The sequence below is a fragment of the Thermus sediminis genome (genome assembly GCF_003426945.1).
GTDB classification, from domain to species: Bacteria; Deinococcota; Deinococci; order Deinococcales; family Thermaceae; genus Thermus; species Thermus sediminis.
In genome coordinates, this window is record NZ_QURO01000004.1 from 533,511 (window position 1) to 560,404 (window position 26,894).

28 protein-coding genes, 1 tRNA gene and 1 pseudogene are annotated in these 26,894 nt (G+C 67.3%); 14 read left to right on the forward strand and 16 right to left on the reverse strand.

Features of this window, described 5'->3' with window-relative positions; all coding sequences use genetic code 11:
* The 7 genes from ATI37_RS03435 to ATI37_RS03465 are packed head-to-tail and all read right to left on the reverse strand — an operon-like array spanning window position 1 to window position 6,238.
* Window positions 1-1,737, reverse strand: coding sequence for a V-type ATP synthase subunit A (locus ATI37_RS03435; protein ID WP_117237120.1), 1,737 nt, complete (start codon window positions 1,735-1,737; stop codon window positions 1-3).
* Window positions 1,738-1,749: 12 nt separating this feature from the next.
* Complete coding sequence (locus ATI37_RS03440; protein ID WP_198665569.1) at window positions 1,750-2,064, reverse strand: V-type ATP synthase subunit F; 315 nt, start codon at window positions 2,062-2,064, stop codon at window positions 1,750-1,752.
* A 2-nt stretch (window positions 2,065-2,066) separates the two neighbouring features.
* Entirely contained in the window at window positions 2,067-3,038 is a 972-nt protein-coding gene (locus ATI37_RS03445) for a V-type ATPase subunit (RefSeq protein WP_117237122.1), read from the reverse strand.
* Between the two features lie 2 nt (window positions 3,039-3,040).
* Window positions 3,041-3,607 carry a V-type ATP synthase subunit E gene (locus ATI37_RS03450; RefSeq protein ID WP_117237123.1) on the reverse strand — a complete coding sequence of 189 codons (567 nt, stop codon included), beginning with the start codon at window positions 3,605-3,607 and terminating at the stop codon, window positions 3,041-3,043.
* 56 nt (window positions 3,608-3,663) lie between these two features.
* Window positions 3,664-3,957, reverse strand: a complete 294-nt coding sequence (locus ATI37_RS03455; protein ID WP_117237124.1) for a F0F1 ATP synthase subunit C — start codon at window positions 3,955-3,957, stop codon at window positions 3,664-3,666.
* Between the two features lie 11 nt (window positions 3,958-3,968).
* On the reverse strand, window positions 3,969-5,927 hold the full coding sequence (locus tag ATI37_RS03460; protein WP_117237125.1) for a V-type ATP synthase subunit I: 1,959 nt from the start codon (window positions 5,925-5,927) through the stop codon (window positions 3,969-3,971).
* Window positions 5,924-6,238: a V-type ATPase subunit subunit G family protein gene (locus ATI37_RS03465; protein ID WP_117237126.1), complete on the reverse strand. Its 315-nt coding sequence runs from the start codon at window positions 6,236-6,238 to the stop codon at window positions 5,924-5,926. Before ATI37_RS03465 ends, ATI37_RS03460 begins: the two co-directional genes overlap by 4 nt.
* 101 nt (window positions 6,239-6,339) lie before the next feature.
* Between ATI37_RS03465 and ATI37_RS03470 the strand changes: the two genes are divergently transcribed.
* From ATI37_RS03470 to ATI37_RS11985, 9 genes are all read left to right on the forward strand, one after another.
* On the forward strand, window positions 6,340-7,485 hold the full coding sequence (locus tag ATI37_RS03470) for a class I SAM-dependent rRNA methyltransferase (RefSeq protein ID WP_117237127.1): 1,146 nt from the start codon (window positions 6,340-6,342) through the stop codon (window positions 7,483-7,485).
* Window positions 7,486-7,707: 222 nt separating this feature from the next.
* Complete coding sequence (locus ATI37_RS03480) at window positions 7,708-7,917, forward strand: DUF3248 domain-containing protein (RefSeq protein ID WP_117237129.1); 210 nt, start codon at window positions 7,708-7,710, stop codon at window positions 7,915-7,917.
* Window positions 7,914-8,285, forward strand: coding sequence for a DUF3809 family protein (locus ATI37_RS03485; RefSeq protein WP_117237130.1), 372 nt, complete (start codon window positions 7,914-7,916; stop codon window positions 8,283-8,285). Before ATI37_RS03480 ends, ATI37_RS03485 begins: the two co-directional genes overlap by 4 nt.
* 20 nt (window positions 8,286-8,305) lie before the next feature.
* Window positions 8,306-8,980, forward strand: coding sequence for a metal-dependent hydrolase (locus ATI37_RS03490; protein WP_117237131.1), 675 nt, complete (start codon window positions 8,306-8,308; stop codon window positions 8,978-8,980).
* Window positions 8,981-8,999: 19 nt separating this feature from the next.
* Window positions 9,000-9,785, forward strand: a complete 786-nt coding sequence (locus ATI37_RS03495) for a serine/threonine-protein kinase (protein ID WP_117238501.1) — start codon at window positions 9,000-9,002, stop codon at window positions 9,783-9,785.
* Window positions 9,786-9,797: 12 nt separating this feature from the next.
* Complete coding sequence (locus ATI37_RS03500; RefSeq protein ID WP_117237132.1) at window positions 9,798-11,696, forward strand: AMP-binding protein; 1,899 nt, start codon at window positions 9,798-9,800, stop codon at window positions 11,694-11,696.
* Between the two features lie 177 nt (window positions 11,697-11,873).
* Complete coding sequence (locus tag ATI37_RS11975) at window positions 11,874-12,140, forward strand: hypothetical protein (RefSeq protein WP_232822435.1); 267 nt, start codon at window positions 11,874-11,876, stop codon at window positions 12,138-12,140.
* Window positions 12,141-12,151: 11 nt separating this feature from the next.
* Entirely contained in the window at window positions 12,152-13,036 is an 885-nt protein-coding gene (locus tag ATI37_RS11980) for a hypothetical protein (RefSeq protein WP_232822436.1), read from the forward strand.
* Between the two features lie 16 nt (window positions 13,037-13,052).
* Window positions 13,053-14,063 (forward strand): hypothetical protein, encoded by a 1,011-nt coding sequence (locus ATI37_RS11985; protein ID WP_232822437.1) that lies wholly within the window; start codon window positions 13,053-13,055, stop codon window positions 14,061-14,063.
* Here ATI37_RS11985 and murJ read toward each other — a convergent pair.
* The 9 genes from murJ to ATI37_RS03550 form a co-directional block, all read right to left on the reverse strand.
* Window positions 14,017-15,501 (reverse strand): murein biosynthesis integral membrane protein MurJ, encoded by a 1,485-nt coding sequence (gene murJ, locus ATI37_RS03510; RefSeq protein ID WP_117237133.1) that lies wholly within the window; start codon window positions 15,499-15,501, stop codon window positions 14,017-14,019. The genes ATI37_RS11985 and murJ overlap by 47 nt on opposite strands.
* On the reverse strand, window positions 15,491-16,570 hold the full coding sequence (locus ATI37_RS03515) for a hypothetical protein (RefSeq protein WP_198665499.1): 1,080 nt from the start codon (window positions 16,568-16,570) through the stop codon (window positions 15,491-15,493). Before ATI37_RS03515 ends, murJ begins: the two co-directional genes overlap by 11 nt.
* Before the next feature lie 42 nt (window positions 16,571-16,612).
* Window positions 16,613-16,700 (reverse strand) — tRNA-Leu (locus ATI37_RS03520).
* Window positions 16,701-16,718: 18 nt separating this feature from the next.
* Complete coding sequence (locus tag ATI37_RS03525; protein WP_117237134.1) at window positions 16,719-17,870, reverse strand: LCP family protein; 1,152 nt, start codon at window positions 17,868-17,870, stop codon at window positions 16,719-16,721.
* Window positions 17,871-17,905: 35 nt separating this feature from the next.
* Window positions 17,906-19,228, reverse strand: coding sequence for a S8 family peptidase (locus tag ATI37_RS03530; RefSeq protein WP_117237135.1), 1,323 nt, complete (start codon window positions 19,226-19,228; stop codon window positions 17,906-17,908).
* A gap of 33 nt (window positions 19,229-19,261) precedes the next feature.
* On the reverse strand, window positions 19,262-20,059 hold the full coding sequence (locus tag ATI37_RS03535) for a helical backbone metal receptor (protein WP_117237136.1): 798 nt from the start codon (window positions 20,057-20,059) through the stop codon (window positions 19,262-19,264).
* Window positions 20,056-21,294: a histidinol dehydrogenase gene (hisD, locus tag ATI37_RS03540; RefSeq protein ID WP_117237137.1), complete on the reverse strand. Its 1,239-nt coding sequence runs from the start codon at window positions 21,292-21,294 to the stop codon at window positions 20,056-20,058. Before hisD ends, ATI37_RS03535 begins: the two co-directional genes overlap by 4 nt.
* Before the next feature lie 7 nt (window positions 21,295-21,301).
* Window positions 21,302-21,913, reverse strand: a complete 612-nt coding sequence (locus ATI37_RS03545; RefSeq protein ID WP_117237138.1) for a hypothetical protein — start codon at window positions 21,911-21,913, stop codon at window positions 21,302-21,304.
* Window positions 21,914-21,917: 4 nt separating this feature from the next.
* The gene (locus ATI37_RS03550; RefSeq protein WP_117237139.1) at window positions 21,918-23,039 is read right to left on the reverse strand and encodes a hypothetical protein; all 1,122 of its coding nucleotides are present in this window, start codon (window positions 23,037-23,039) and stop codon (window positions 21,918-21,920) included.
* Window positions 23,040-23,120: 81 nt separating this feature from the next.
* Here ATI37_RS03550 and ATI37_RS03555 point away from each other — a divergent pair, with 81 nt between their 5' ends.
* The 5 genes and pseudogenes from ATI37_RS03555 (at window position 23,121) to ATI37_RS03575 (ending at window position 26,834) form a co-directional block, all read left to right on the forward strand.
* Window positions 23,121-23,489 carry a hypothetical protein gene (locus ATI37_RS03555; protein ID WP_117237140.1) on the forward strand — a complete coding sequence of 123 codons (369 nt, stop codon included), beginning with the start codon at window positions 23,121-23,123 and terminating at the stop codon, window positions 23,487-23,489.
* A complete protein-coding gene (locus ATI37_RS03560) occupies window positions 23,486-24,100 on the forward strand; it encodes a uracil-DNA glycosylase (RefSeq protein WP_117237141.1) in 615 nt (204 codons plus the stop codon). Before ATI37_RS03555 ends, ATI37_RS03560 begins: the two co-directional genes overlap by 4 nt.
* A 224-nt stretch (window positions 24,101-24,324) precedes the next feature.
* Window positions 24,325-25,185: a molybdate ABC transporter substrate-binding protein gene (modA, locus tag ATI37_RS03565; protein ID WP_117237142.1), complete on the forward strand. Its 861-nt coding sequence runs from the start codon at window positions 24,325-24,327 to the stop codon at window positions 25,183-25,185.
* Window positions 25,186-25,189: 4 nt separating this feature from the next.
* Window positions 25,190-25,864: a molybdate ABC transporter permease subunit gene (modB, locus tag ATI37_RS03570; RefSeq protein WP_117237143.1), complete on the forward strand. Its 675-nt coding sequence runs from the start codon at window positions 25,190-25,192 to the stop codon at window positions 25,862-25,864.
* Window positions 25,834-26,834, forward strand: a pseudogene (locus tag ATI37_RS03575) (ABC transporter ATP-binding protein). Before modB ends, ATI37_RS03575 begins: the two are co-directional and overlap by 31 nt.
* Window positions 26,835-26,894: the final 60 nt, after the last annotated feature.

The window sequence follows — 26,894 nt, forward strand, 5'->3', positions numbered from 1 at the left end:
TTAGGCTAGAGCCTTGAAGGCCCCTCCGACCTCCCTCATGGCCTCCTCATAGTGGCGGGGGAACTCCTCCTCGCTCATGTAACGGGCCCGGCCGATGCTTTCCACCACGGGGAGCTGGAGGATCTCGTCGATGGACGCCCCCCGCCGGATGGCTGCCTCCGCCTCCTTATAGAAGGCCAGGATCATCTTCATGATGCCGTAGGCCTTCCGCATGGAGCAGTAGGCGTCCACCTCGTGGTAGGCGTTCTGCTGCAGGAAGTCCTCGCGGATGATCCGCCCCACCTCAATGACCAGGCGCTCGGCATCCTGGAGGGCGTCGGGCCCCACCAGCTGGACGATCTCCTGGAGGCCCGCCTCCCTCTGCAGGAGCTCGGAGATGGCATCCCGGAGCTCAGGGTAGTCTGGGGCCACGTTCTCCCGGTACCAGGGGTCTAGGGCCTCGGTGAACAAACTATAGGATCCATTCCAATTGATGGCCGGAAAGTGGCGCCGGAAGGCCAAGGAGGCGTCCAGCCGCCAGAAGGCCCCCACGATGCGGAGCGTGGACTGGGTCACGGGCTCGGACATGTCCCCGCCCGGAGGGGAGACCGCCCCCACGATGGTGACCGCCCCCTCATCGCCGGAGAGGGTGATGACCTTGCCGGAGCGCTCGTAGAAAGCGGCGAGCCTGGCGGCCAGATAGGGGGGGTAGCCCTCCTCCGCGGGCATCTCCTCGAGACGGCTACTGATCTCCCGCAGGGCCTCGGCCCAACGGCTGGTGGAGTCGGCCATCAGGGCCACGGAGAGGCCCTGGTCCCGGAAGTACTCGGCGATGGTCACGCCCACGTAGATGCTGGCCTCACGGGCGGCCACGGGCATGTTGGAGGTGTTGGCGATGAGGACGGTGCGGTGCATGAGGGGGCCCCCGGTCTTGGGGTCGGTGAGCTCGGGGAACTCCACCAACACATCCGTCATCTCGTTGCCCCGCTCCCCGCAGCCCACGTAGACCACCACGTCGGCGTTGGACCACTTGGCCAGGGACTGCTGGGTCACGGTCTTGCCGCTACCGAAGGGCCCGGGGATGGCCGCCGTCCCCCCCATGGCCACGGGGAAGAGGACGTCCAGGATCCGCATCCCCGTGAGGAAGGGGGTGTTGGGGTCCAGCTTCCGCTGGATGGGCCTCGCCCGGCGCACGGGCCAGGTGTGGTACATCTTGAGCTCGGTGCCGTCCTCCAGGACCACCAAAGGCTCCTCCACCGTGTACTCCCCGGCGGGCTTCACCTCCTTGACCCGGCCCCTCACGTCCGGGGGCACCAGGATCTTGTGGGTGAAGGCGAACTCGGGGACGGTGCCCAGGACCATGCCTCCCTTGACCTCGTCCCCAGGGCGAACCCTAGGGGTCCAGGCCCACTTCTTCTCCCGGTCCAGGGCGTGGACCACCACGCCCCGGGTGATGTAGATTCCCGTCTTCTCCTGGATGCGCTCCAGGGGGCGCTGGATACCGTCGTAGATGCCATTGAGCATCCCGGGGCCGAGCTCCACCGCCAGAGGAAGCCCTGTGGAGACCACGGGCTCCCCCACCTTGAGGCCCGAGGTGTCCTCGTAGACCTGGACGAAGGCCGTGTCCCCGTCCAGGCGGATGATCTCCCCCACCAGGCCCTCGTGGCCCACCTTGCAGATGTCGTACATGCGGGCCCCCAGCATCCCCTTGGCGATCACCGCCGGGCCCGCGATCTTCTGGATCACCCCTTGGATCATCTCCCCTCCATTCTACAGCTTGATGTCAAAGCCGATGGTCCTGCGCACCAGCTCGCGCATGTACCCTTCCACATCGGGGTTTTGGAAGGCCTCCTCCAGGCCCGCTATGGGAAGGAGAACCGGGAGGTCCTTCCCCCGCATGAGCCGCTCCACCGCCTTCTCGGGCTCGGGGAGGAGGCTTCGGTCCACGGCCACCAGGGCGTAGCCGCCCTTTTGCACCAGCTCCTCCAGCTTGAGCCGGGCCTCCTCGGCGCTTTGGGCCGCGTGGGCCTCGAGGCCCGCCAACCTAAACCCCTGAGTCGCCTCGGGATCGGCGATCACCGCGATCCTCACGGGCAGGTCACCTCCTCCTCCACCTGGGCCCTAGGCAGGCCGAAGTAGGCCCGCCGGGCCAGGAGCCTTAGCCGCATGGCCTCCCACTCCCGCTCCCTCACGTAGGCCAGGACGAACCCCGCCTCTAAGGGGTCCGCGATCCCCCTCCTGGCCTCCTTGAGGAGGAGGCAGCGGAGGCGCTTCTCCAACTCCTTGAGATCCCGCACCCCCGAAAGCGCCCCTAGAGGAGTTCCTGAAAGCTCGTCCAAAGCCGTGTAGTCCCCCTCTAGAAGCCTGGTGAAACGCACTCGGTCCAGGAAGCGCCCGCCCCGGATGAAGACGGCCTCGGGGACCACCTCCTGGCCCCTCAGTTTGAAGGCGGTGCGCAGGTTTTCCGCGTCCACTTCCAAGGCCAAGTAGTCCCTAAGGAAAGGCTCCTCCAGGGCCTTGGCCCCTAAGGCCACCTCCTCAAAGAAGCGCTTGGCCAAAAGGGCCTCCACCTGGACCAGGTCCTGGGTCTCCCGCAGCGCCCCCCTCAGGGCCTGGGCCAAAGGGTGGCCGGGGACAGAGAGCACCTGGGCCATCCCCGCGGGGTCCTGGGCCTCGTAGGCCTGCCGCCAGAGCTCCTCCTTAAGGGTGCCCACCATGAGGGGTATGTCCTCAAAGGGGCGGCCCGTGGCCTTGGCCCGGAGGAGGGCCTGCAGGTTGTGAAGGTCGCCCCGAAGGAAGAGAAGCCCTACCACCTCCCCCGCCCTTCCCCCGGCCAGGCGGGGCAGATCCCCCACCAGCCGGGCCTGGGTACGGCTAATGGCCCGGTCCACCTCCACAAGGCCCTGCCCCGCCAGGTCCTGGCCGTAGGGGCTTTCCGAGAGGAGGCGCAGAAAGTCGGGGAAGGAGAGATCCAGAGCCTCCTGGAAGAAACCCTCCTTAAGGAGGGAGCTCCGCCTGGCTCGCACCCGGGCGTTTAGGTAGGAGAAGTCATCCACCATGGCTAGCCCCAAAGCGCTTGGGCCACCTGGGAGGAAAGGGCGTCCCACGCCCGCTCCAGACGGCTTTCCAAAGCGTTCTCCACCCGGGTCTTACCCCCTTTGCCCATGGCCCGCACGCCCAGGCGCAAGGACGGATCGGCCAAAAGCTCCAGACCCCGCTCCTTGGCCAAGGCCTCCAGATGGGGTAGGTTCTCCGGGTGGGTGGCTAGGGCCTCGGGCTCCGCCACGGCGGAGAGAGCCTCCAGGGCCAGCTTTCGCACCACCTCAGGCCATTCGGGCTTCTGGGGAAGGGCCTTCAGGGCTTCCAGGGCCTTGGCCCTCACCGCCGTGAGCACCTCCCCCTTGGCCTCGGCGCGAGCGGTGGAGAGGAGGAGTTCCCCGGCGCTTTCCGCCCGGCGAAGGGCGGCCTGAAAGGCGGCCTCGAGGGCCCGCCTCCTACCTTCCAAAAGGGCTTTGGCCTCGGCCCCAGCCTCCTCCCTTAGGGCCTCGGCCTTGGTCTTGGCCTCCTCTAGGATGGCCTGGATCTCCGCCTCTACCTCCTGGCTCAAAATGGCCTCCAATTTGGACATTCTCCCTCCTTGAGAAAGGGGCCAGGCCCATGGGAGAGCCTGGCCCGAGAAGCCGCTTAGAGGCTACCGCTGAGGATTAGGGCCACAAGGAGGCCAAAGATCACCAGGGTCTCAGGCAAAAGGAAGAAGACCAGGCTGGTGCCGAAGTTCCGCCTGTCCTCAGCAATGGCCCCCACGGCCGCAGGTCCGATGCGGGACATCGCCCAGCCGGTGCCCAAGGCCCCAAGGCCCACTGCCAGGCCCATCGCTAGGGCAATTAGACCGCGGTCCAGAGTGGCCGAGGCCGCTTCCTCCGCCGCAAAGGCCAGGGTACCGAACGCCGCTAGGACCAAAACCAGAAGCTTCTTCATCTCTTCCCTCCCTATTGCGTCTCTCGGACGCTCTTGAACGGTTGGTATGGCCTGCCGTTTTCCTCGTAGAAACCAAACTTGGTGAAGAACTCCACCCACAGGAGACGAAGGGGCTGGAGCATGTACCCTAGGAGCTTGATCAGGAGCAAGAGGACGTGCAGAACAAAGACCAAGGGGACCACAAGGAGAACCCCAAGCAGCCCCAGGCCCTCGGCCAGAGAGAACCCTGCGTCGGTGAGCAGGCCGGCCATGATCCCGCCCGCAGCCCCTACGGCGTAGATACGGACGTAGGAGAGGACATGCCCTGCCTGGGTGAAGATCTCCGGGACCATGAGCCAGGCGCGGCTTGCGAGAACGGCGAGCAGGAAGACCCCCAGGCCCAAGTAGGTGAGGAGGCTAAGCCACCCCGCCTGTAGGTCGCCCAGGAAGACGGCCGCAAGGGAGAAGAGGCCCAGGAGGCCCCCTATGTACCCTACCCCTTCCCAAAAGTGGGCCATGTGGCCGTGCTTGAGCCCTAAGTAGGCCCTGAGGCTAAGGCCTAGAAAGACCACAATTATGCCGAAGGCCACCGTGGTCAAGATAAGGAAGTTGGCCGTGTCCATCACATCGATACGGTGGATGAGGATAGGGATGAGCCCAGGGTGTTTTTCCGTACCGAAGACCCCCAAGTGCTCCAGGAAGGTGCCGAAGAACTCTCCATAGACGAACCCCCAGACCACAGTCCAGAAAACCAACCAGTTGAGGATATATACGATATTGGCCAGGACTGGGGGCTTAAACTTGAGGGCGAAGAGATCGATAACCAAAGGTTCGTTCCGCTTCACGTACCCCGAGAGCCAGCGCCCCACCAGGTAGAAGAGGAGGGCGTAGCCGATATCCCCCACGATCATCCCGAACCAGAAGGGAAAGGATATGGCGAGGATCGGGGTGGCGTCAACGAGGCCGTACTTGGGAGTGTGGAGAAAACCGACGAGAAGTTCAAAGGGCCTAGCCCAGGCAGGGTTTTCCAAGGTCACGGGAACGCGGTCCGCCTCGTGGTGCTCGTCCACAGGCTCAAAGGCGTAGACCACTCCGTCCCGGTGGCGGGCCAGGGCTTCCTCCACCTTGGGCTTGGCCTTCACCGGCACGTAGCCCAAGAGGGCGAAGCCAAAGCGGCCCGAGGCCAGCTCCTCCAGGGCCCTGAGCCGGGCCGCCTCGTCCTTAGCCCGGGTCCAGAGGCTCCGCAGGGTGGGGGCCGTCTCCTGGGCCAGCTTGAAAAGGGCCTGCCGCACCTCGGAAAGCTCCTGAGGGGCAGCCTCGGCCCGCTCCCTAAGCCTCTTCGCCGCCTCGGAGAGGGGGAGGTCGGCGTGGGGTCCAGACAGGCGGAACTCCGCCATCCCCGCGCGGGAGAGGGCGGTTTTGGCCGCCTCCTGGTCCTTGTGATGAACCACCAGAAGGGCAACCAGTCCCCTGCCATAGGAATCGGTAGCCAGGAGGAAGCGATCTCCAAGGGCCTTCGTGAGCGCTTCCTCCACCTGGGGCAACTCCCCTCCCGTGAGGAGAAAGGGGAAGAGGCGAAAGTAGGGGCTTCTGTCCAGACCCTGGGCCATCTGGGCCAGCTTTTCCAAGGGCTCCAGGTAGGCCTGGACCAGGGCAAGCTCCTCCTCCAGCCCCTGGCGCTGCCGGGTCAAGCCCTCGGCGTGATTCTGGATGGGAGCGAGGGCCTTTTCCGCCGCCTCCAACCCCTCGGGGAAGGGCCTCGCAGGCTCGGCCTCCCGTCCCAGGAGGGCCAGGGTGTGCTCCGCTCCCGCGGCTACCCCCTCCCAGCGCCTAAGCTCCTCCCTTTCCTCGGGGGAAAGCCTGTACTCGGCAAGCTCCTTCACCCGAAGGGTCTCAAGATGGACCACCCCCGCCTGCTGCAGGCTTTGGAGAAGCTCCCTGGCCCGGCCCCTGGGGCCAGCCAGGATCAGCTTCTCCATAGGGGCGATCACGGGAGGACCTCCTTTAAGACCAAGGCCACCGCCTCATCCAGACGGGCCTGGGCCCTTTCCTTCACCGCCAAAACCTCCGCCTCCGCCTGGGCCCTGTAGCGGGACATGACGGCCTCGGTCCCCCGGACCTCCTTCTCGCGGTACTCCGCCTCTAGGGCTTGGGCCTGGGTCTCCGCCGCCTCCAGGAGGGCCTTGGCCTCAGCTTCTGCCTGCCTGAAAAGGTCCGCTGCCTCCTTCTTGGCAGCCTCGAGGCGCGCCGCTAACTCCCTCTCCTTCTCCGCCAGACTCTTTATAAGTCCCAGGCCTCCCATCGTCCCTCCTTATGTGAAAATTCGCCCAAAGCACGCCCGCCGGTCATGATACCGGCCGAAGGGGCAAGCGTCAACCAACCCCGCCTAAGTATACTCAGACGGTGCGGATTCTCGTCAACGAGCGGGGAGCGGAAAGGCTTCTTTCCCGCCACCTCTGGGTCTTCGCCCGGGACGTGGTCTCCGGCCCCGAGGCCCCGGGCCTCTTCCCCGTCTACTGGGGCAGGCGTTTGCTGGCCCTGGCCCTCTATAATCCCCAAAGCGCCCTGAGGGTGCGGGCCTTCCGCTTCCGTCCAGCGGAGGACCCGGAAAAGGCCCTTCTGGAGAACCTACAAAGGGCCGTTTCCCGCCGCCTGGGGGCCTTGGGCAGGGAGCCCGAAGGGGGTTTCCGCCTGGCCCACGCGGAGGGGGACTTCCTCCCGGGGCTTGTGGTGGACTACTACGCGGGCCACGCGGTGGTCCAGGCCACCGCCTACGCCTGGGAGGCCCTCCTGCCCCAGGTGGCGGAGATCCTGAAGCCTTACGTAAAGAGCGTTCTGGCCAGGAACGACGCCAAGGCCCGGGAGATGGAGGGCCTTCCCCTCTACGTGCGCCCCCTTTGGGGAGAGGTACCCGAGCGGGTGACGGTGAAGGAGGGGAGGGTGCGTTACCTGGTGGACCTAAAGGGGGGCCAGAAGACAGGGGCCTTCCTGGACCAACGGGAAAACCGCACCCTCATGGAAAGCCTTCGCGGGGAAAGGGCCCTGGATGTCTTCTCCTACGCCGGAGGCTTCGCCCTTCACCTGGCCCTGGGATTCAAGGAGGTGGTGGCGGTGGACTCCTCGGGGGAGGCCCTGGCCTGGGCGCAGGAGAACGCACGCATGAACGGCCTGGCCATCCAGACCGTGGAGGCCAATGCCTTTGACTACCTTAGGGCTCTGGAGAAGGCGGGGGAACGGTTTGACCTCGTCGTCCTAGACCCCCCTGCCTTCGCCAAGGGCAAGAAGGACCTGGAAAGGGCCTACCGGGCCTACAAGGAGGTGAACCTTCGGGCCATCAGACTCCTGAAGGAGGGGGGCGTCCTGGCCACCGCCAGCTGCAGCCACTACCTTACGGAACCCCTCTTCTATGGGATGCTCGCCGAGGCCGCCAAGGACACCCACCGGGTCCTCAGGGTCTTGGAGAGGCGGGGCCAACCCTTTGACCACCCGGTCCTCCTCAATCACCCGGAGACCCATTACTTGAAGTTCGCCCTGCTGGAAGTCCTCTAAGGCATAAGGCCATGGCCTCCACCCCCTGGAGTGGGAGAGAGCAGGCATTCCCCAGTCTTGAGATCCAGGCCTGCCGCCAGGCCATAGGCCCCGCTGGCCACCCCAGGATCCTCCGCCGCCCCAGGCCCAAGGGGGCAGAGACGCAAAGAGAGGCCAAGGGAAAGGTAGGGAAAGGGCATCCCCAAGCGGGGCACGACGCCATTGTGGCGGTAAACTGAAGGGGTGGAGAAGGACCTTTTGGAAAGCCTGGGCCAGCACCTGGTCTGGCGCATCGGACGGGCGGAGGAAGAGGAGGTGCTGGTGGTTAGGGTAGGCTTGGCCTCGGCCACGCCCCGCTTCCGGGAGCTGCCCAGGCTGGTCAACATCCCCGATGGGGAAATGGCCCGCCTGGTCCGGGAAGGACGGATGCGGGTGGAGTGGGTGGAGGGATGAGGGTCCAGCTAGAGCTCTGCCTAAACGGAGAAGGCCCTAAGGACCTCCCCCTGGAGGTATTTTGGGAAGGAGATGTTCTAAAGGGGACCCTTCGCCAGGAAAACCCCATCTTAGGAGAGATCCTGCTTCCCTTCCAAAGCCGCCTCGAGGGCCAGAGGCTGACCCCCCTTCCCCTCCCACCCCCCTCCCTGGCGGTAAGGGGGGAAGTGCGGCCCCGAGGGGAAGGCCTCCTCTTCAGGCTGGAGGTGGCTCTGGTCCTCCCCGAAGCCAGGAACTGGGGGGAGCGGGCCTTTTTCCGCCTCCTTCAAGCTGTCTTTTTGCGCACCCTGGAAAAGGCCCTTTCCCAAGGAAGGGGAATCGGGGTATAGTGGCAGCAAAGGAGGTGCATATGGTAGAGGTGCGGTATCTGGGCCACTCGGCGGTGCTCCTTTCCGACGGCAAGACCCGCATCGCCATAGACCCTTTCCTGACGGGGAACCCCATGGCGGCAGCCTCCTTAGCCGAGGTCCAAGCGGACCTCATCCTGGTGACCCACGCCCACGGGGACCACTTTGGGGACAGCGTGGCCTTGTCCAAAAAGGGCGGGGTGGTGGTCTCCACCTTTGAGATCGCCACTTACGCCGAAAAGCACGGGGCCCGAACTGTCCCCATGAACATCGGGGGCACCTACCGCTTCGAAGGGGGCTGGCTCCGGTGGTTCCCCGCCTGGCACTCCTCTAGCTTCCCTGACGGGACCTACGGGGGCATGCCCATGGGGGTGGTGGTGGAGTTAGGGGGCAAGCGCATCTACCACGCTGGGGACACCGCCCTCTTCTCCGACATGCGCCTCATCGGGGAGCTGGGCCTAGACCTCGCCCTCCTCCCCATCGGGGACCACTTCACCATGGGGCCGGAGGACGCCCTAAAGGCCCTGGACCTCCTCAAGCCCAAGCGGGTGGTGCCCATTCACTACAACACCTTCCCCCCCATCGGGCAGGACGGGGAGGCCTTCGCCAACAGGGCCCGGGAGAAGGGCGTGGAGGGGCACGCCCTCAAGCCTGGAGGGGTACTGGCCCTTGACTAGAAAGGACTTCCGCCTCTTGATGCTCCTCGGCCTGGGGCGGTCGGCCCAGGTGTACCTGGCGGAGGCGCCGGGCCTGGGCCAGGTGGCCCTGAAGCTGCCCAAGAAGGAGGTGCGGCAGGACCCGAAACTCGCGGAGCGCTTCGCCCGGGAGGTTTCCTTTAGCCTCTCCCTAAAGCACCCCCACCTGGTGCGGGGCCTGGCCGGGGTGCCCTTGGGCGAGGAGGCCTTTTTGGCCCTGGAGTACTTTCCCCAGGGGACCCTCGAGGCCCGCCTCCTCAAGGGCCGCCTGTCCCAGGAGGAGGCGGTGAGGGCCCTTTTGCAGATCGGGGAGGCCCTGCTTTACCTGCACAAGAAGGGCTTTCTCCACCAGGACGTCAAGCCCGCCAACGTCTTCGTGGGGGAGGGCATCTATAAACTGGGCGACCTGGGCACCTTGAGGCCCCTTCTGGACCGTACCCAAGAGTACACGGGAAGCCCCCATTACCTGGCCCCAGAACTCTATCTCGGCGCCTTGCCTAGCGAGCGAAGCGAGGTCTACGCCTACGGGGTTATGGCCTACGAACTCCTCACGGGAAGGAGGCCCTTCAGGGGGGAGACCCTGGAGGAACTCCGGGACGCCCACCTCCTCTTGCCCCCACCCCCCACGGGCCTTCCCCCCCGTCTGGACAAGGCCCTGAAGCGGCTTCTCGCCAAGAACCCCGAGGAACGCCTTACCCTCAAGGCCTTTTTGGAGGTCCTGGGCACCACTCAAGAACCACCCCAAGCGAAGCCCCTGCCCAAGAAGCGCTTCCTCTTTTGGAAGTGAAGGAGGAACCCCATGGAACCCGTCTGGTACCCGTCGGCGGAAGCGGCCCAGGAAAGCCGCCTCTTCCGCTTCATGGAGGCCCTGGGCTTCAGCCAGTACGAGGCCTTCTACCGCTACAGCGTGGAGGAGGCCGAGGACTTCTACCAAAAGTTCTTCACCCACCTGGCCATCCCCTGGCGGCGGGCCTACGCCCGGGTCCTAGAGGGGGGCTTCCCCTTTCCCCGCTTCTTCGTGGGAGGAAGGCTGAACCTGGTGGAGGCCTGCCTGCGCCACGGCCCCGAGCGCCTGTCGCTGATCCACGAAACCGAGGATGGAAAGGTGCGAAGCCTCACCTACGGGGAGCTTGGGGCCGAGGTGGCCCGGGTGGCCGCGGGGCTTAGGGCCCTGGGGGTGGGGCGGGGGGACAGGGTGGGGCTTTGGCTTCCCATGGGGCTCGAGGCCGCCGTCCTCCTCCTGGCCACCGCCTGGGTGGGGGCCACCGCCATCCCCATCTTCTCCGGCTACGCCGCCGAGGCCGCCAGCGTACGCCTCAAGGACGCCGAGGCCAAGCTCCTCGCGGTGCAGGATGGCTTCCATAGGCGGGGAAGGCGGGTGGAGCTCCTCCTCGAGGCCCGCAAGGCCCAGGCCCTGGCGGGAACGGCAAAGCTTCTCGTGGTGCGCCGCCTGGGCCTCCCCCTGGAGGCGGGGGAGGCCGACTACCGGGAGCTTTCGGGCGAGACCTTCCCCCCGGAGGAGATGGGGAGCATGGACCCCTTCATGCTCATCTACACCTCCGGCACCACGGGCCGCCCCAAGGGCACGGTCCACTACCACGGGGGCTTCCCCCTGAAGGCCGCCTTGGACCTGGCCCTCCTCTTTGACCTCAGGGAGAAAGACCGCCTCTTCTGGTTCACCGATTTGGGCTGGATGATGGGTCCCTGGGCCATCCTGGGGGGGCTTGTCCTGGGGGGGATGGTCTTCCTCTACGACGGGGCCCCCGACTACCCGGGCCCAGACCGCCTCTGGCGGATGGTGGCCGCCCACCAGATCACCCACCTGGGCCTCTCCCCCACCCTGGTGCGGGCCCTCATCCCCTTCGGGGAGAGCCCTTTGGAGGGGCAGGACCTCTCCTCCCTAAGGGTCTTGGGCTCCACCGGGGAGCCCTGGAACCTGGAGGCCTACCTCTGGTTCTTCCGTGCCGTGGGGAAGGAGCGTCTTCCCATCGTGAACTACTCCGGGGGCACTGAAATATCTGGAGGGATTCTGGGCAATGTCCTCCTCAAGCCCATCAAGCCCATGGGCTTCAACACCGCCGTGCCCGGGATGAAGGCCGCGGTCTTGGACGAGGCGGGGAAACCCGCGGTGGGGAAGGTGGGAGAGCTCGCCGTCCTCGCCCCCTGGCCAGGGATGACCCTGGGGTTCTGGCGGGACGAGGCCCGCTACCTGGAGACCTACTTCGCCAAGGTCCCCGGGGTCTGGGTCCACGGGGACCTTTGCCTCCAGGACGAGGAGGGGCACTTCTTCATCCTGGGCCGGAGCGACGACACCCTGAAGGTGGCGGGCAAAAGGGTAGGCCCCGCTGAGGTGGAGACCGCCGCCACCCGCCACCCCGCCCTTAAGGAGGGCGCCGCCATCGGGGTCCCCCACCCGGTGAAGGGTGAGGCCATCGTCCTCTTTGCGGTTTTGAGGCCGGGCTTTCCGCCCTCGGAGGCCCTGGCCGGGGAGGTGGCGGACCGGGTGGCTGAGGCCCTGGGGAGGCCCCTGCGCCCGGAGAAGGTTTTCTTCGTCCCCGACCTCCCCAAGACCCGAAACGCCAAGGTGATGCGCCGGGTGATCCGGGCCGCCTACCTGGGCCAGGACCCTGGGGACCTCTCCGCCCTGGAAAACCCCGAGGCGGTGGAGGCCATCCGCCAGGCGGCCCAAAACCCTTGAGGCTCCTCTCCCTGGCCCTCCTCCTCTCCCTGGCCCTGGCCTCCCCCTTGGAGGAGGCCCGAGGCCTCTACCAGAAGGGGGAGATGCCAGGGGGGTCCTGGAGGCCCTCGCCCCCCTCCTCCAGGGCTACAACCCCCGGAAGAGGCCCTTCTCCTTGCGGGCTTCGCCCACTACCGCTTGGGAGACCTGGAGGAAGCCCTCTACGCCTTTGCCCGGCTGGTGGGCACCCTCAGGGGTGGATCGGAAGCCCTTTACGGCTTCGGCCTGGCCCTAAGGGCCCTGGGGGACCTCGAGGGGGCAAGGAGCGCCCTGGAGGAGGCCCTTCGTCAGGGCTACAGGGATGCGGAAGCCGTCCTAAAGACCCTCCCCTCTCCCCCCCGCCCACCCCCAAGGCCCGCAAAGCCCCCCCACCCTTCCGGGCGGAGAAGGAAAAGTTCTGGGTAGGGGGTAAGCCCTTGCAGGTCCGGGGGGTGAACCTGGGGGTGGCCCTCCCCGGCCGCTTCCCCGCGGAGTTCCCGGAGGAGGTCTGGCTCTACAGGGCCTGGCTGGAACTCCTCTCCGCCATGGGAGCGAACGCAGTCCGGACCTACACCCTCCTTCCCCCCGCCTTCTACCAGGCCCTTCTGGGCCACAACCGGACCCACCCCAAGAGGCCCCTCTACCTCTTCCAAGGAGTCTGGACCGAGCTCCCTGAGGAGGAGGGGTATCCCGACTGGGAAGGGCCCTTCCTGGAGAAGTTCCTCCTGGAGGGGAGGGAGGTCCTGGACGCCCTCCACGGCAACCTCCGCCGTCCCCCTCGCCCGGGCCACGCCCACGGAGACTACACCGCCGACGTCTCCCCCTGGACCTTAGGCCTCCTGGTGGGTCGGGAGTTTGAGCCCTACTCCGTGGCTACCTACAACGAGCGCCACCCGGGGCGGGCCTACCGGGGCCGCTTCATAGAGGCCCTCCCCGGGGCCAGCCCCTTTGAGGCCTACCTGGCCGAGGTCCTGGACCGCCTGGCCCAGTACGAGTGGGAGGCCTACGGGAGCCTACGCCCCATGGGGTTCGTCAACTGGCCCACCCTGGACCCCCTCACCTGGGAAAGCGAGGCCAGCTTCCAGGAGGAGTACCGGCTGAGGAAGGAGCGCGGGGAGCGGGTGGAGCCCCCTCGGGCGGGCCCCCTCCATGAGGAGGACACCGTGGTCCTGGACCCCACCCACCTGCGCCCCGCCCCGGGTAGCCCCACGAGCCTCTTCGCCGCCTACCACGTGTACCCCTATTACCCCGACTTCCTGGTAAACGATAAACGAGCCCTCCCTGGAGGGGGGGCGCTACCGCAACTACCTGGAACGCCTTAAAGCGCACCATGGGGAGATGCCCCTCCTCATCGCCGAGTTCGGCCTCCCCACGAGCCGCGGCCTCGCCCACTTCCACCCCGAGGGGTTCCACCACGGGGGGCTTTCGGAGGAGGCCCAGGCGGAAAGGGTAGCCGCCCTTTGGCGGGACATAGAGGGCCTGGGCCTGGCGGGAGGTCTGGTCTTCGCCCTCCTGGACGAGTGGTTCAAGAAGAACTGGCTCTTCGTGGACCTGGAATACCCCCCCGAGCGGGACCCCCTTTGGCACAACCTCCTGGACCCCGAGGAGAACTACGGGCTTCTGGCGGCCACCGCCAAGAGGGCTTTCCGCTTGGACGGGGACCCGGGGGAGTGGGAAGGGGTGCCCTTCCTCCTCCTTGAGGAAGGCCGCTTTCTCAAGGCCCACGCCGACCCCGAGTACCTCTGGCTCCTCTACCGGGGCCCCTTGCCCCTTAGGGTCTACCTGGACACGGTGCCCGGAGGAGTCCCGGTGGCCGAAGGCTTCGGGGCGGAGTTCTACCTGGAAATCGGCCCTGAAGGGGGGAGGCTCCTTGTGGAAAAGGGGTACTACCCCTACGAGGAGCTTTCCCACGGCCTTCCCGGCACCGAGTACCTCCACTTCCGGGGCTTCACCAAGCCGGGGGAAGGGCCCTTCGTGCCCTTCGTCCTCGAGCCCAACCGCCGCCGCACGGGGCGGGACGGCACCGATTACCCCCGGATCACCTACGAGCTCGGGGCCCTAAAAGGAGGCCAGGACCCGGAAGGGGCCCGGGACCCCATGGCGGACTACGCCCTGGGGGAGGGCGGCCTCTTGGAACTCCGGCTTCCCTGGGGCATGCTCCTCATCACCGACCCCAGCCGCCCCACCGCCTGGTACGCCCCAAAGCCCATCCCCATAGCGGGGGTAAACCTCCTCCTGGAAGGGGGAAAACCCGTCCCCTTCGCCTGGACCCCCTGGGAGGCCCCCGCCTTTTCCCTGCGGCTCAAGCCCCTCTATTTCCGCCTAAAAGCCCTCTGGCGAGGGCCCTAAGGGGTAGGCCTAAGAGAAAACCCCCCAGGAGGAAGAGGAGGCCCCCCCCAGCCCCTCCCAGAACGAGGGGAAGGAGGGCTTCCCGTGGGGTGGCCGTGGGAAGGTAGACCCCCAAAAGAAGCCCCGGCACCGCCGAGAGAAGCCCCGCCAGGAGGGCCTTGAGGAGGTAAGGGGGCACGTACCCCACCCCCACCCCTTCCCGGTCCAAGAGGAGCAGGTAGAGGCTAAGGCCCAGGTACCCCGCCAAGGCCGTGGCCAGGTTGAGGAGGAAGAGGCCCGCATCCCGAAGGAGCCAGTAGCCCAAGGTGTTGGCGAGGAAGACCAGGGCGCTGGCCAGGACCGCCTCCCGCACCTTCCCCAAGCCGTAAAGCCCCCGGAGGAAGAGGGTGTTGGTCCCCCAAGGCAGGACGGCAAAGCCCAAGGCCGCAAGCACCTGGGCGCTATAGGTCCGGTTCTCCGGGGTGAGGGGACCAAAGAGGCCGTAGAGGAGGACCACCACGTAGGGGGCTAGTCCCGTCAAAAGCCCGCCCAGGAGGGCCAGGAGCAAGCTCATGCGCTCAAAGGGTCCCTTGAGAAACCGGGAGAGCTCCTCCCCCTTTAGGGTGCTCATCCGGGGGAAGAGGGCGATGGCAGGGGAGGTGGCGAAGAGGCCCAGGACCATCTGGAAGACCACCTCGGCGTTGTAAAAGCCCGTGACGGCCGCTGGCGGGTAGCGGGTGAGGATGTTGGTGAGCACCAGGTTCAAAAACTGCCGCAAGGAAGTGGTGAAGGCGAAGGGGCCCATGCGGAGGAGGGCCGGGACCAAGGCCCGGTGCCAGCCCCACTCCAGGCGGAAGCCCCGCAGGAAGGGAAGCTGGACCAAGGCCTGCACAAGCCCTCCCAGGGTTACGGAGAGGCCCAAGGCCGTGGGGTCCCCGGGAAAGAGGGCCATGAGGCCGATGGCCACCAGGTTGAAGGCCACGGGGCCCAGGGCGTAGGGCAGGAAGCGCTCCTCGGCCTGGGTCAGGGCAGAGAAGAGGGCGGCCATGGAGACGCCCAGGAGAAAGGGGAGGAGAAGCCGAGCCAGGTAGACCACCTGGGCGAAGGCCTCTCCCTCCCTGAGGTGGCTTCCAGGGGCTATCAGAAGCCCCACCACGAAAGGGGCCACGAGGTAGCCGAGGCCCAGGACCAGGAGGTTGACCCCGAGGAGAAACGCGGCGAAGCGGCGGGCGAAGGCCCTGGCTTCCTCGGGAGGAAGGCCCTTCAGAAGGGGAATCAGGGCGTTTTGCACCGCCCCTTCCGCCAACAGCTCCCGAAGTAGGTTCGGGACCCGGTAGGCCACGTTGAAGGCGTCCTTGAGGGCGTCCGGGTACAAGGCGTTGAAGACCGCTTGGCGCAGGAGGCCTAGGACCCTCGAAGCCAGGGTCCCCCCCATGACCAGGAGGACTTTACGGAGCATTCCCCTCCAGGACCTCCTGGAAGGCCTCGAGGAAATTGGCCTGGCTCACCACGGTGAGGCCGTAGAGGGCAGAGAGTTCCTTGGCCCGGGCCTTGTCCATGCCCAAGAGGACCAGAAAGCTTTCCCTCTGCGAAAGCCCAAGCGCCTTCCTGAGCCCGGCGTACTTGGCGATGTGGGCCTGGAACTCCCCGGTCTTGGCCTCAAACCAAAAGGTCCGCTCCCCCACGCGTACCAGGACATCCAGCTCCACGGCCTCGCCCCCGGGCAGGGCGACCTGGTAGCCCAGGGCCAGCTCGTGGGGAAGGTTTTTGGAACGCAGCAACTTCTTTAGGCGCTCGGCCACGTACCGTTCCAGCCACTCCCCGGTGAGGAAGCCCTGCACCCAGCCCTCGGTGCTGGCCTTGGCCCGGATGCGCCGGTCCTCGCTCTTGTAGTGGTAGCTGGTGAGCAGGGCATACCCCTTGAGGAGGGTGCAGAACTGGGTGGAGTTGGCGATCTCCTCCTGGCCCGCCTCGGAAAGGGAAAGCTCAAACTGGCGCTTCGTGGAAAGGCTCTGCTTGAGGCGCTCATAGAGCTTCTCTAGGCTAGGATAGCGGTCCCCTAGGAAGAGGGCCAGGCGGGTGAGGACCTTCTCCTTCTCCTCATCTTCCTCCCGCTTCCTCACCACCTGAATACCCAGACCCTGGAGCCACTCCTCCAAGGTGGGGGGCTTTTTGGGGCGAGGGGACTCAGAGAGGCGGGCCTGGGGGGTTTCGGCCGCCTCCTTGGGGGGAGAAGCCTCTCGGAGAAGCCGCCACATCTCCTCGGCCAGGGCGAAGAAGCGGGTCCGGCGCGGGTCTTCCTCCACCTCCAACCCAGGGGGGAGAAGGCCCGAACGCAAGGTGGTGAGAAGCCAGGCCTCCAGGGCCTCCCGGAGGGCCTCCCGGGCGGCCTCGAGGTGGGATGCCTCCACCTTTAGCCCCGCCTCGGGGAGCTCGGCAAGAAAGCGCCCTGGCCCCAGGAGGTCGTAGCGAGCCTGAGCCATAGCCTTTTCCAAATAGCGGGTGAGCACGCCCACGCCCAAAAGCATAGCAAGGAAAAGGCTGGGGCCCCGGCCTCCCCGGGGCCCGATTGGTGCCGGGGACGGGACTCGAACCCGTACGGGGGTTACCCCCCAGCGGATTTTAAGTCCGCAGCGTCTACCGTTCCGCCACCCCGGCGGGCGATTTCCATCCTAACTAAAAGGGAAAGTCGCCGCCAAGCCTCAAGGTGAGATCTGCACCCAAGACCGCCTCCCCGGAGACGCGGTAGGGCACCCCCAGGGCCTTCCCCAAAGCCTCCGCCAAAAGGCCAGGGCCGTTTTCTAAGACCTCCGTGCGGGAGGGGCGCAGGTCCACGGTGCGGCGGAGCACCCTCAGGCCCAAGGAGGCCAGCTTGGCCTCGGCCCTCTCCACCAAGGCCTCCTGGCCGGGCCCGTGGACCAGGGCCACCAGCCTGCCCTCTAGGGAAACCTCCCCCTGGAGGGTCTCCCCTGCGTGGTAAAGGGCCATCAAGGCGCGGAGGGCCTCCCGGTCCGCCATCCAGGCTCCCTCGCCAAACCGCCCGGGGAGAAGCAGGCTCACCAGCTCCGGGCGCCTGAGGGCAAAGCCCAGGAGGGCTCCTTTCTCCTCCCGGGTGAGGTCGGTCTCCACATAGGGCTCCACCGCAGCCACCACCTTGGGCAGGCGCAAGAGGCCCCAAGGGGAGAGGAGCTGCTCCCTTAGGGCGTGAAAGAAGGCCTGCTGGCGCTGGATACGGCCGATGTCGCCCAGGGCATCCCGGCGGAAGCGGACGTACCCCTCGGCCTCCTCCCCGGAAAGCCTTCGGCAACCGGGCTCCAGGTCTATCTCCAGCCCCGCGGCCCTATCCCGATAGCGCATGGGCCGTTCCACACAGACCTCTACTCCTCCCAGGGCATCCACCAGGGCCCTTAGGGCCTCGAGGCTCACCGCCACATAGCGGTCGGGCCGCACCCCCACCACCCGAGCCACGGCCTCCTTCATGAGCTCCGGGCCCCCTAAGGGGTTGGCGGCGTTCACCCTGCGCCAGCCGTAGCCAGGGAGGTTCACCCAGACGTCCCGGGGGATGGAAAGGGCCACCACCCGCCGGGCCTCCGGGTCTAGGCGCACCAAGAGGATGGCATCCGCCAGGCCCCTGAAGCGCTCTGGGGCTCGCCTGTGGTGGCCCAGGTACTCAGGGCTAGAGCCGTAGACCAGAAGGGTTAGGGGCTCCTTTAGCCCTCCGGGGGCGGGGAAAGCCCCATGGCGCACCAGGGGGCCCAAAAGGGGGTAGGCCCAAAGGCCCAGGACGGCCAGGAAGGCGAGGAGGAGGGCCAGGAAGACCCACCGCACAAGGGCCCAGTCTAGCGCCTAGCCTGTGAGGCGGATTAAGGGAAGCAGTAGGTGGCGTCCGTCATCACCCGGTCCGCCCGGACCAGGCCGAAGCCGTGGTAGTCATCCCGACCATCAGCCCCAAGGTCCTCGGCGGTGCCCGTGAGGCAGGTGTAGACCTGGTCCGGGGTAGGCCACTCCTTACGCTCGCTAGCGTACTTGCTCATGTAGAGGGCCACCACCCCCGCCACGATGGGGCTGGCGAAGGAGGTGCCCGTAGCCCCAACATATCCCCTGGGGTTGTAAGGGTTGGCGGCGTACACGTTGACCCCCGGCGCCACCAGGTCCAGCTCCGGTCCATACGCGGAGAAGCTCGCCCGTCTCTTCGCGCTGTCCACCGCCCCCACGGCCACAACCCCGGGCAGGTTCGCCGGGAAAAACACAGGGCCCGCCTGGTTGCCCGCGGCGGCCACGATAACAGCCCCAGCTTCCCTCAAATCGGAAATAGCGCTAGCCACAGCGCCATCGCTAAAGCCCGGAGCCCCCAAGGACAGGTTCACAACCCGAGCCCCCAATCCGCGCGCCAAGTACAGGCCATCCACGATGTCCGAGGTGAAAAAGCTAGTACCCCCATCCTTCATGATCTTGATGGGGAGGACGTATCCCCCCCAGGTGACCCCGGCGATGCCCCGAGCGTTGTTGGTATCGGCCCCCAGAACCGTGGCAACCATGAGCCCGTGCCCAAAAGGGGCCTCCGGACCGATTCGGGAGGTGCGGTCGGTAGGATCGGCATCGTTGTCGGCTACGTCTAAGCGCACCCCGGCTGGGAGATGCTTACTCTTTTGAAAGTCTTCGTGCTCAAGAACACCCGTGTCCAGCACCGCCACCAAGGGCGGGCAACCCCTACCGGTGCTGTAATCCCAGGCGGTCTCCAGGCCTACGAGGTTGTTCAAGTACATGCGCTGGTTCAGGTAATAATAGGTATCGTTGGGCATCCTCAGGGGCTTGTAGACGTAGTTGGGCTGGACGTAGCGCATCCCCGCCTTCAGGAGGGCTTGGGCCTTGACCTTTTCCTGGCCCACGGGCACCCTAAGGCGCACCAGACCCCTGGGAAGCTCCTCCAAGGGCTCCACCCCGGCCACCTGGGCCTTCAAGGCCTGGAGGGAAAGGCCGGGCGCCGGTATGGCCAGGACCTCACCGGGCACGTATTCTCCCTCAAACCTCCCCATACCTTGGAGGCGGAGGGGCTCGAGGGCCTGCGGTGCCGCCAGGGGCCCCACGGGGCACTCGGCGGGGTTCGGCGGAGGCGGGGTATGGGGGCAGGCGGTGAGGAGCAAGGCCAGCAAGGGGAGGAGAAGCAAGGGTCCTAAAGGCCTCATGACCCCACTATACCGCCCCCGGCCTGGGCCCTCTTAAGCTTTCCCTAAGGCTTCCTCAGCCCTCTGGGCGGCCTTTTCCAAAAAGGCGAAGAACATGGGCCCGTAGTGGGCCAGCTCGTCCCCGTCTGTGGCGGCCACGGCGAAGTCCCAGCCCCTCTCCTGGGCCAGGGCCCGGGCCTTCTCCAAGGGATTCTTCCCCCAGGGCTTGGGCTCGTAGAGGAAGAGGTCAGGCCCCCTGCGCTTGACCTCTTCCAGGTCCGGGGCGAAGTAGGCCTGGGGCACGTCCAGGAAGATGGGCCTCAGGCCCAGGTGGAGGAGGGCCTGGGCGATGTAGCTCCCCCGCCCCACGGTGATGGGGCCCCCCAGGTCCATTTCGAAGTAGACGGTGGCCTGGAAGCGGCCCTTGAGGCGGGCGTAGTGCCCGGCGAGCTCGTGGGCGAGCTCCAGGGCCCTCTCCTCCACGTCCAGGAGGTGGCCCAGGGTGGCGAGGTTCTCCAGGATGCCGTAGGGGCTGGTGGGCAGGGGCACGGCATAGACGGGAAAGCCCTCCGCCTTGAGCCTCAGGGCCTGCTCCCGTTGGACCCCCGTGGAGAGGAGGACGAGGTCGGGCTCGAGGCTCCTCAGGAGGTCCAGGCGGGTCTTGGTGTAGGAGGCCACCACGGGGAGGGAGAGGACCTGGGCCGGGCGGTGGCAGAAGGCGCTCCGGCCCACCAGCCTTTCCCCAAGCCCCAGGGCGAAGAGGGCGTCGGTGAGGTTGGGGGCCAGGCTCACGATGCGCCCGAAGCGGTCGGGAAGCTCCAGGGGGCCCAAGAGCTCGTGGAAGACCCTCATCGCCTCAGGTCCAGGGCGCGGGCGTGGCCCTCCAGGCCCTCCGCCCGCGCCAGAAGGGCCCCTTTGGCGGAAAGCTCCTTCGCCGCCCCCTCGGAAAGCCCCACCACCGGGATCACCTTGAGGAAGTCCCGCAAGGAGAGGCCCCCCTGGAAGCGGGCCGTGCCCGAGGTGGGCATCACGTGGCTGGGACCGGCGATATAGTCCCCCAAGGCCTCGGGGCTTCCCTCCCCCAGGAAGACCCCGCCGGCGTTCTGCACCCGGCCCAGCCAGGGAAGGGGGTCGGCCAGGGCCAGGCAGAGGTGCTCGGGGGCGTAAAGGTTGGCGAGCTCCAAGGCCTCCTCGAGGTCCCGGGTCTGGACCAGCCCCCCCTGCTCCAGGGCCCTCCTGGCGATCTCAGCCCGGGGAAGCCCCTCTAGCTGGCGAGCAAGCTCAGCCTCCACCCGCTCCAGGAGGGCCCGGTCCGGGGAGAGGAGCCAGGGCTCGGAGTCGGGGCCGTGCTCCGCCTGGGCCAGGAGGTCGGCGGCGAGGAGCTTGGGCGAGGCGGAGCCATCGGCCACGATCAGGGTCTCCGTGGGCCCCGCCAGGCCGTCCAGGCCCACCACCCCGTAGACCTGCCGCTTGGCCGCCACCACGTAGGCGTTCCCCGGGCCCACGATCTTGTCCACCCGGGGGACGCGCTCCGTGCCGTAGGCCAGGGCAGCGATGGCCTGGGCCCCCCCCATGGCGAAGAGGCGGTCCACCCCCGCCGCCCAGGCGGCAGCCAGGACCCCGGGGTGGACCCTGGGGGGGCTCGCCACGATCACCTCCCCCACCCCCGCCACCTTGGCGGGGACCACGCTCATGAGGAGGCTGGAGAGAAGGGGGGCGCTCCCCCCGGGCACGTAGACCCCCACCCGGGAAAGGGGGCGCACCAGCTGCCCTAGCACCCCACCTCCCTCCGCCCTGAGGAAGCCCCCCTTGGCCTCCTCCCGGTAGAAGGCCTCTATCCGTTCCCTGGCCGTCTCCAGGGCGTCCCGAAGCCCCTCGTCTAGGTCCTCGTAGGCCTCCCGCCAGAGCCTCTTGGGGATCTCCTCCACCGGGTGGCCGTCCAGGTCCAGGCTGAACCGGTCCAAGGCCGCATCCCCCTCCTCCCGCACCGCGGCCAGAACCCCCTGGACGATCTCCTCCACCTTCGGGTCAAAGACAAGCCCCCGGCGGGCGAAGCGCTCCCGCACCTCCTCCGCTCGGTAGATCATGCCTCCACTATACCCAGCGGCGGCGCCTCTTGGATTCCCTACCCAAACGGACCTCCATCCCCTCCAAGACCGCCTCAAACACGTGGTCGCCTACCTGCTGGGCGATCCTTACGGGAAGCCCCTCCTCCAGCTGCACCAGGGTAAGGCCAGGCCGGAGGCGGAAGTGCGGGCGCACCCGACCCTCCACCTCTAGGTCGGAAAGCCTTTCCACGTAGGCCCTCCCTCCGGGCATGGGGAAGCAGGCCACCTCCCCCGGGGCAAGCTCCAGCCTGGGTAAGGCAAGGAGGAGGGAGAGGGGGTCGTGGTAGGGGGTGAGGTAGGGCAGGGTCAGGCTCTCCTTCCCCTGGCTCACTAGGATGACCCCTTCCTCCTCCAGCCGCTCCACGGTGAAGACCCGGGCCTCCCAGGCCTCCACCCGCTCGGAGAAGTAGCGGGAGAACCCCTCCCGGTCGGTCTCCGTCTGCCAGCGCTGGCGGGTCCTGGGCAGGGGCAGGCTCACCTCTGCCGTCAGGGTGGCCTTGACCCCCTCTCCCTGGGGGCGCACCTCCAGCCTGCCTTCCCCTGCGGGCTCCCCGGCAAAGAGGTAGCGGTAAAGGTAGGCGGCGGGCCTTTCGGTCATGCCTCTAGCGTACCTTGATGGTGAGGGGAGGCCCCGGCACCTCTAAGAGGTAGTCCACGGGGTCCCGGCCCGGCACCCGGATGCGCAAGCGGTAGATCCCCTGCTGGTCAAACTCCGCCCTACCCGGGGCGGTGAGGAGGACCTGGCCAGGGATCATCTCCGAACCCGGGGGCACCTCCAGAAGCACCACCTCCGCCTGCTCTGTGGGGGGGTCGGTGCGGAACTCCATCAGGTACCCTTGGGCGAGGGCGGGGCGGGGGCGGAGGAAAAGTCCCAAAAGCCCCAGGAGGCCCAAGAGGAGAAGCAGGAGGAGAAGCGCCCTTCTGCTACCCCTAGGCCGTGGCGGCTCCACCACGGGAAAAGGGGGTTCATCCCTTTCCTCAATCCGGATCACCCGGGGGCGGCTCGGGGTCCTCTCCCCCCCTGGGGATGGGGGGGAAGGCTCTGGGGGCTCCTCCACAGGCTCCACCAGGAGGCGCTTCACCGGGGAGTGGGGAGGGGCTGGCTCTGGGTGGGAAGCCTCCTGGGAGGGCTGGGCCTCCTCCGGGGATGGGGAGGGTTCACCGCCTCGCGACCCCTCGGAAGCATCCGCGGCGGCCACGAGGGGGGCCTTGCGGAAAAGGTCCTCCAGGCGGGCTTCACCCCCTTCCAAAACCTCCAGGGCCTCCCGCAGGGCAAAGACCTGCCAGTCGGCAGCCAGGGCCTTGGCCAAGGAGGCGAGGGCCTTTTCTGGGCTTCCCTTCAGGGCCTCGAGGCCTACCCCCGCCAGCCAAAGGCGCCTCCCCTTTACCAGGCAGATCTCCGGAAGCGGGGCGAACTCCACCCCTCTTTCCCGGAGGACCACGAGGATGCGGGCGAGCTCCTTCACCCAGCCCTCGAGACGGTCCGGGTCCGCCATGCCCAGGTACTGGCTGAGGGGTACGGCCCCTAGGGGCCACTCCAACACCCAGCCTTCCGGCAGCGACTCCAATAGGGGCAGGACCCCCTCCATTGTTACCGGTTTCCCCTCGGCCCCTTTGAGCACCATCACCGGCATTCCCGTGCGGGTATCCTGGCCCTCGTACACAGAAATGGGGCCGATGCGGGCGAGAATACGCCGTAGCCAATAGGGGCCCAGAACCTCCATCCTTCCGAGTATACGCACCCCTCCATGAGGAGGCTTATAATCTGCCAAGGGTAGGCCCCTTTAGGCCGGAAAGGAGCGGGGATGGAGTTCAGGATCACGCTGACCACGGAGGAAATCGTTCGGGGCTTGAAACACTACCGCCGCATCGCCAAACAAGACATCCTCCGGGCACCGGAGACGCCCAATCCCGAGGTCTTCCGCCGCCATGCGGAGGCCAGGCGGGAGGTGTACGCCAAGCTCTCGGAGGTGGCGGAGGCGGAGGGTCCGGAGGCTGCGGTTCAGTACGCCCTGGAACTCTACAAATCCCTGCCCTTCGTCACCGGGACCCCGGAAGACCAGTACCCTGAGATCAAGGGCCAGGAGAACGCCCTGGAGAACTTCTTCCTCATGATCGGCTTGGACCCCAAGACCCGCCGGGAGGCCAGGAAGGCCAGGAAACCCCTGCAATGACCCTGGAACTCCTACAGGCCCAGGCCAAGGCCTGCGTCGCCTGCCGCCTCATGGAGGGGCGCACCCAGGTGGTTTTCGGGGAGGGAAACCCGGACGCCAGGCTCATGATCGTGGGGGAGGGCCCGGGGGAAGAGGAGGACCGGACAGGACGCCCCTTCGTGGGCAAGGCGGGCCAACTCCTAAACCGCATCCTGGAGGCGGCGGGCATCCCCCGGGAGAGCGTCTACATCACCAACATCGTCAAGTGCCGCCCCCCGGGCAACCGGGCCCCCCTCCCCGACGAGGCCAGGATCTGCACGGACAAGTGGCTCCTGAGGCAGATTGAGCTCGTGGCGCCCCAGATCATCGTCCCCCTAGGGGCGGTGGCCGCCGAGTTCTTCCTAGGGGAGAAGATCCCCATTACTAAGGCGCGGGGAAGGTGGTACGAGTGGCATGGCATCAAGGTCTTCCCCATGTTCCACCCCGCCTACCTCCTGAGAAACCCCAGCCGCGCCCCGGGAAGCCCCAAGCACCTCACCTGGCTGGACATCCAGGAGGCCAAGCGGGCCCTGGAGGCCCTGCCCCCCAAGGCGGGGAGGGTCAGGCCCGTGAGCCAAGAACCCCTCTTTTAATACCACCCCATGCTGGTTTGCGCCAGCATGGGGTAGATGTGCGGGCACTTAAGTGCCCGCACGTTGGTTTCGCAACATGGGATGTCCAGGTGGTAGCTCTGGCAAGGCCCTTTTGGGGCCCCCGCCGCGGCGAAAGCCGCGGTGGGGTACTTAGCGGGAAGCCCCTCCCGGGGATAAACTTAGCCCGTACCCCCGCGCCCATGGGGGCAACGTAAGGAGAAGCCATGTGGGTCATCCTGACGCTGGTATTCCTAAGCCTCTTCCCCGCCCAAGCGCAAAGCGTGCGGGTGGTGGCGGCTTCTGACCTCCAGTACGCCCTTCCCGAGCTGGTCCGCGCCTTCACCACCCAAAACCCCGGGGTCCGGGTGGAGCTCATCTTCGGTTCCTCGGGCAAGCTTTACACCCAGCTCACCCAAGGCCTCCAGGCCGACCTCTTCTTCTCCGCCGAGGACCTTTACCCCAGGCTCCTGGAGGAGAGGGGCTTGGTGGAACCCGGCACGCGGGGGCTCTACGCTCTAGGGCGCCTGGCCCTCTGGCTGGACCGCCGCCTGGGCCTACAACCGGGCCTCGAGGCCCTGAAGGACCCCCGCATCACCCAGCTGGCCATCGCCAACCCCGTTCACGCCCCCTATGGCCGCGCCGCCGTTACCCTGCTGGAACGCTATGGCCTCCTAAAGAGGCGGGAGGACACCCCCATCCCCGACTTCACCCGCCTCCCCTGGGAGGCCATTCCCTGGGAGCGCCTCACGGGCGGGGTGGAGGCCTACTGGGACGCAGGCCCCCTGCGCCGGGGCAAGCCGGGCTTCACCTTCGTCTACGGGGAGAACATAAGCCAAACCGCCCAGATGGCCCTGGCCTCCACCCGGGCCGGGATCCTGGCCCTGCCCCTGGTGGTGCACGAGAGCCTTTCCAGGCCAGGCACCTACTGGGTGCCCCCCCCGGAGAGCCACCTGCCCTTGCGGCAAAGCTACGTGGTGCTAAGGGGGCGGGCCCGTCCCGAGGTCATGGCCTTCCACCGCTTCATCGGAAGCCCAGAGGGCCGGGCCATCCTGAAGCGCTTCGGCTTCCTCCTCCCCGGGGAATAGGTCCATGGAGCCCGGCTTCTGGACCGCCCTCCTCCTCTCCTTCAAGGTGGCCTCTTTGGCCTCCCTTCTTCTTCTCCTCCTGGGGGTGCCCGTGGCCTGGGCCCTGGCCTTCCGCCGTTTCCCCGGCAAAGTCCTGGTGGAGTCCCTGATCCTTCTGCCCCTGGTCCTCCCCCCCACGGTCCTGGGGTTTTACCTCCTCGTCTTTCTGGCCCCCGAGGGGCCCTTCTTCCGGCTGACCGGACTCCTTTGGGCCTTTCGCTTTGAGGGGTTGGTCTTCGCCAGCCTGGTCTTCAGCCTCCCCTTTGGCCTCACCGCTTACCGGGAGGCCTTCTTGGCCCTGGACCCCAACCTCCTGGAGGTGGCCCGCACCCTAGGGGTTTCCCGGGTACGGGTATGGACCCGGGTGGTCCTGCCCTTGGTCTGGCCCGGCCTCCTCTCGGGGACGCTCCTCGCCTTCGCCAAGATCCTGGGGGAGTTCGGGGTCCTCCTCATGGTGGGCGGGTCCATCCCCGGCGAGACCCAGGTGGTGAGCGTCTACCTCTACGACCTGGTCCAGGCCCTGCGCTTCGCCGAGGCGGCTAGGGCCAGCCTGGTGCTCCTGTCCCTGAGTTTTCTCCTGGTGTTCCTGGTGCGCCTTCTGGAAAGGAGGTGGCGGGCGTGGAGGTCCACTACCGGATAAGGCGGCCGGTGGCCCTCGAGGTCCGTTTCCAGATCCGGGGCTTCACCGCCCTCTTAGGGGAAAGCGGCGTGGGCAAGACCACGCTCCTCAAGGCCCTGGCGGGCCTCATCCCTGCGGAGGGCACCCCCTTTGGCGGCCTCCCGGCGGAGAGGCGCCCCATAGGCTACCTGCCCCAGGACCTGGCCCTCTTCCCCCACATGACCGCATGGGAGAACGTGGCCTTCCCCCTAAGGGGCCGGGGCCGGAGGGAGCGGGCCCTGGCCCTTCTGGAGCGGGTGGGCCTCAAGGAGCACGCAGAAAAGCGCCCCAGGGCCCTCTCCGGCGGGCAGAAGCAGCGGGTGGCCCTGGCCCGGGCCCTGGCCAGGGAGCCGGAACTCCTCCTCCTGGACGAGCCCACCAGCGCCCTGGACCCTGTGACCAAGGACCGGGTCCTGGGGGAGCTGGTGGGCCTCTTGAGGCGGGAGGGCCTCCCCGCCTTGGCGGTGAGCCACGACCCCTTCCTGGCGGGGATGGCGGACTGGCTGGTGGTCCTGGGGCGGGGAAGGGTCCTCCAGGAAGGCCCCCCCGGGGAGGTCCTGGCCGCCCCCGTCTCGGTGGAGGCGGCGAGGCTTCTCGGCTACGAGAACCTCTTCCCGGCGCGGGTGCACCCGGGCGGGGTGGAGGCGGGGGGGTTTTCCTCAGGATGCCCCTTCCTCCCTGGGCCCGGGAGGGCAAGGGGGCCTGGCTTGGGGTGCGGGCCTTGGAGGTGATGGTGGTACGCCAGGACCGCCCCCCACCTGGGGAAAACGTGCTAGAGGGCCTTCTGGAGCGCCTTCACCCCGAGGGCCTGGCCTACCGGGGGGTGTTCCGGGGGGCCCTCACCCTGGAGATCCTCCTCCCCCGGCACGTGCAGGAGAGGCTCCGCCTCGAGGCGGGCAAGCCCATCCGCGTGGCCCTGAAGCCCCGCTACCTGCACCTGATGCCGGGCTAGGCGCAGGAGGGTTCCCAAGGGCAGGCCGAACTTGTTCCAAAGCCCCCGGAGGAAGAACCG

Excerpts from the sequence above, each read along its gene's own strand:
- ATI37_RS03530 (WP_117237135.1), bottom strand. The coding sequence starts at position 19,228 with ATGAGGCCTTTAGGACCCTTGCTTCTCCTCCCCTTGCTGGCCTTGCTC.
- ATI37_RS11985 (WP_232822437.1), top strand. The coding sequence starts at position 13,053 with ATGCCCCTCCTCATCGCCGAGTTCGGCCTCCCCACGAGCCGCGGCCTC.
- modB (WP_117237143.1), top strand. The coding sequence starts at position 25,190 with ATGGAGCCCGGCTTCTGGACCGCCCTCCTCCTCTCCTTCAAGGTGGCC.
- ATI37_RS03445 (WP_117237122.1), bottom strand. The coding sequence starts at position 3,038 with ATGGTGGATGACTTCTCCTACCTAAACGCCCGGGTGCGAGCCAGGCGG.
- ATI37_RS03465 (WP_117237126.1), bottom strand. The coding sequence starts at position 6,238 with ATGGGAGGCCTGGGACTTATAAAGAGTCTGGCGGAGAAGGAGAGGGAG.
- murJ (WP_117237133.1), bottom strand. The coding sequence starts at position 15,501 with ATGCTCCGTAAAGTCCTCCTGGTCATGGGGGGGACCCTGGCTTCGAGG.
- ATI37_RS03515 (WP_198665499.1), bottom strand. The coding sequence starts at position 16,570 with ATGCTTTTGGGCGTGGGCGTGCTCACCCGCTATTTGGAAAAGGCTATG.
- ATI37_RS03485 (WP_117237130.1), top strand. The coding sequence starts at position 7,914 with ATGAGGGTCCAGCTAGAGCTCTGCCTAAACGGAGAAGGCCCTAAGGAC.
- ATI37_RS03500 (WP_117237132.1), top strand. The coding sequence starts at position 9,798 with ATGGAACCCGTCTGGTACCCGTCGGCGGAAGCGGCCCAGGAAAGCCGC.
- ATI37_RS03560 (WP_117237141.1), top strand. The coding sequence starts at position 23,486 with ATGACCCTGGAACTCCTACAGGCCCAGGCCAAGGCCTGCGTCGCCTGC.
- modA (WP_117237142.1), top strand. The coding sequence starts at position 24,325 with ATGTGGGTCATCCTGACGCTGGTATTCCTAAGCCTCTTCCCCGCCCAA.
- ATI37_RS03555 (WP_117237140.1), top strand. The coding sequence starts at position 23,121 with ATGGAGTTCAGGATCACGCTGACCACGGAGGAAATCGTTCGGGGCTTG.
- ATI37_RS03545 (WP_117237138.1), bottom strand. The coding sequence starts at position 21,913 with ATGACCGAAAGGCCCGCCGCCTACCTTTACCGCTACCTCTTTGCCGGG.
- ATI37_RS03435 (WP_117237120.1), bottom strand. The coding sequence starts at position 1,737 with ATGATCCAAGGGGTGATCCAGAAGATCGCGGGCCCGGCGGTGATCGCC.
- hisD (WP_117237137.1), bottom strand. The coding sequence starts at position 21,294 with ATGATCTACCGAGCGGAGGAGGTGCGGGAGCGCTTCGCCCGCCGGGGG.
- ATI37_RS03450 (WP_117237123.1), bottom strand. The coding sequence starts at position 3,607 with ATGTCCAAATTGGAGGCCATTTTGAGCCAGGAGGTAGAGGCGGAGATC.
- ATI37_RS03550 (WP_117237139.1), bottom strand. The coding sequence starts at position 23,039 with ATGGAGGTTCTGGGCCCCTATTGGCTACGGCGTATTCTCGCCCGCATC.
- ATI37_RS03535 (WP_117237136.1), bottom strand. The coding sequence starts at position 20,059 with ATGAGGGTCTTCCACGAGCTCTTGGGCCCCCTGGAGCTTCCCGACCGC.
- ATI37_RS03495 (WP_117238501.1), top strand. The coding sequence starts at position 9,000 with ATGCTCCTCGGCCTGGGGCGGTCGGCCCAGGTGTACCTGGCGGAGGCG.
- ATI37_RS03455 (WP_117237124.1), bottom strand. The coding sequence starts at position 3,957 with ATGAAGAAGCTTCTGGTTTTGGTCCTAGCGGCGTTCGGTACCCTGGCC.
- ATI37_RS03490 (WP_117237131.1), top strand. The coding sequence starts at position 8,306 with ATGGTAGAGGTGCGGTATCTGGGCCACTCGGCGGTGCTCCTTTCCGAC.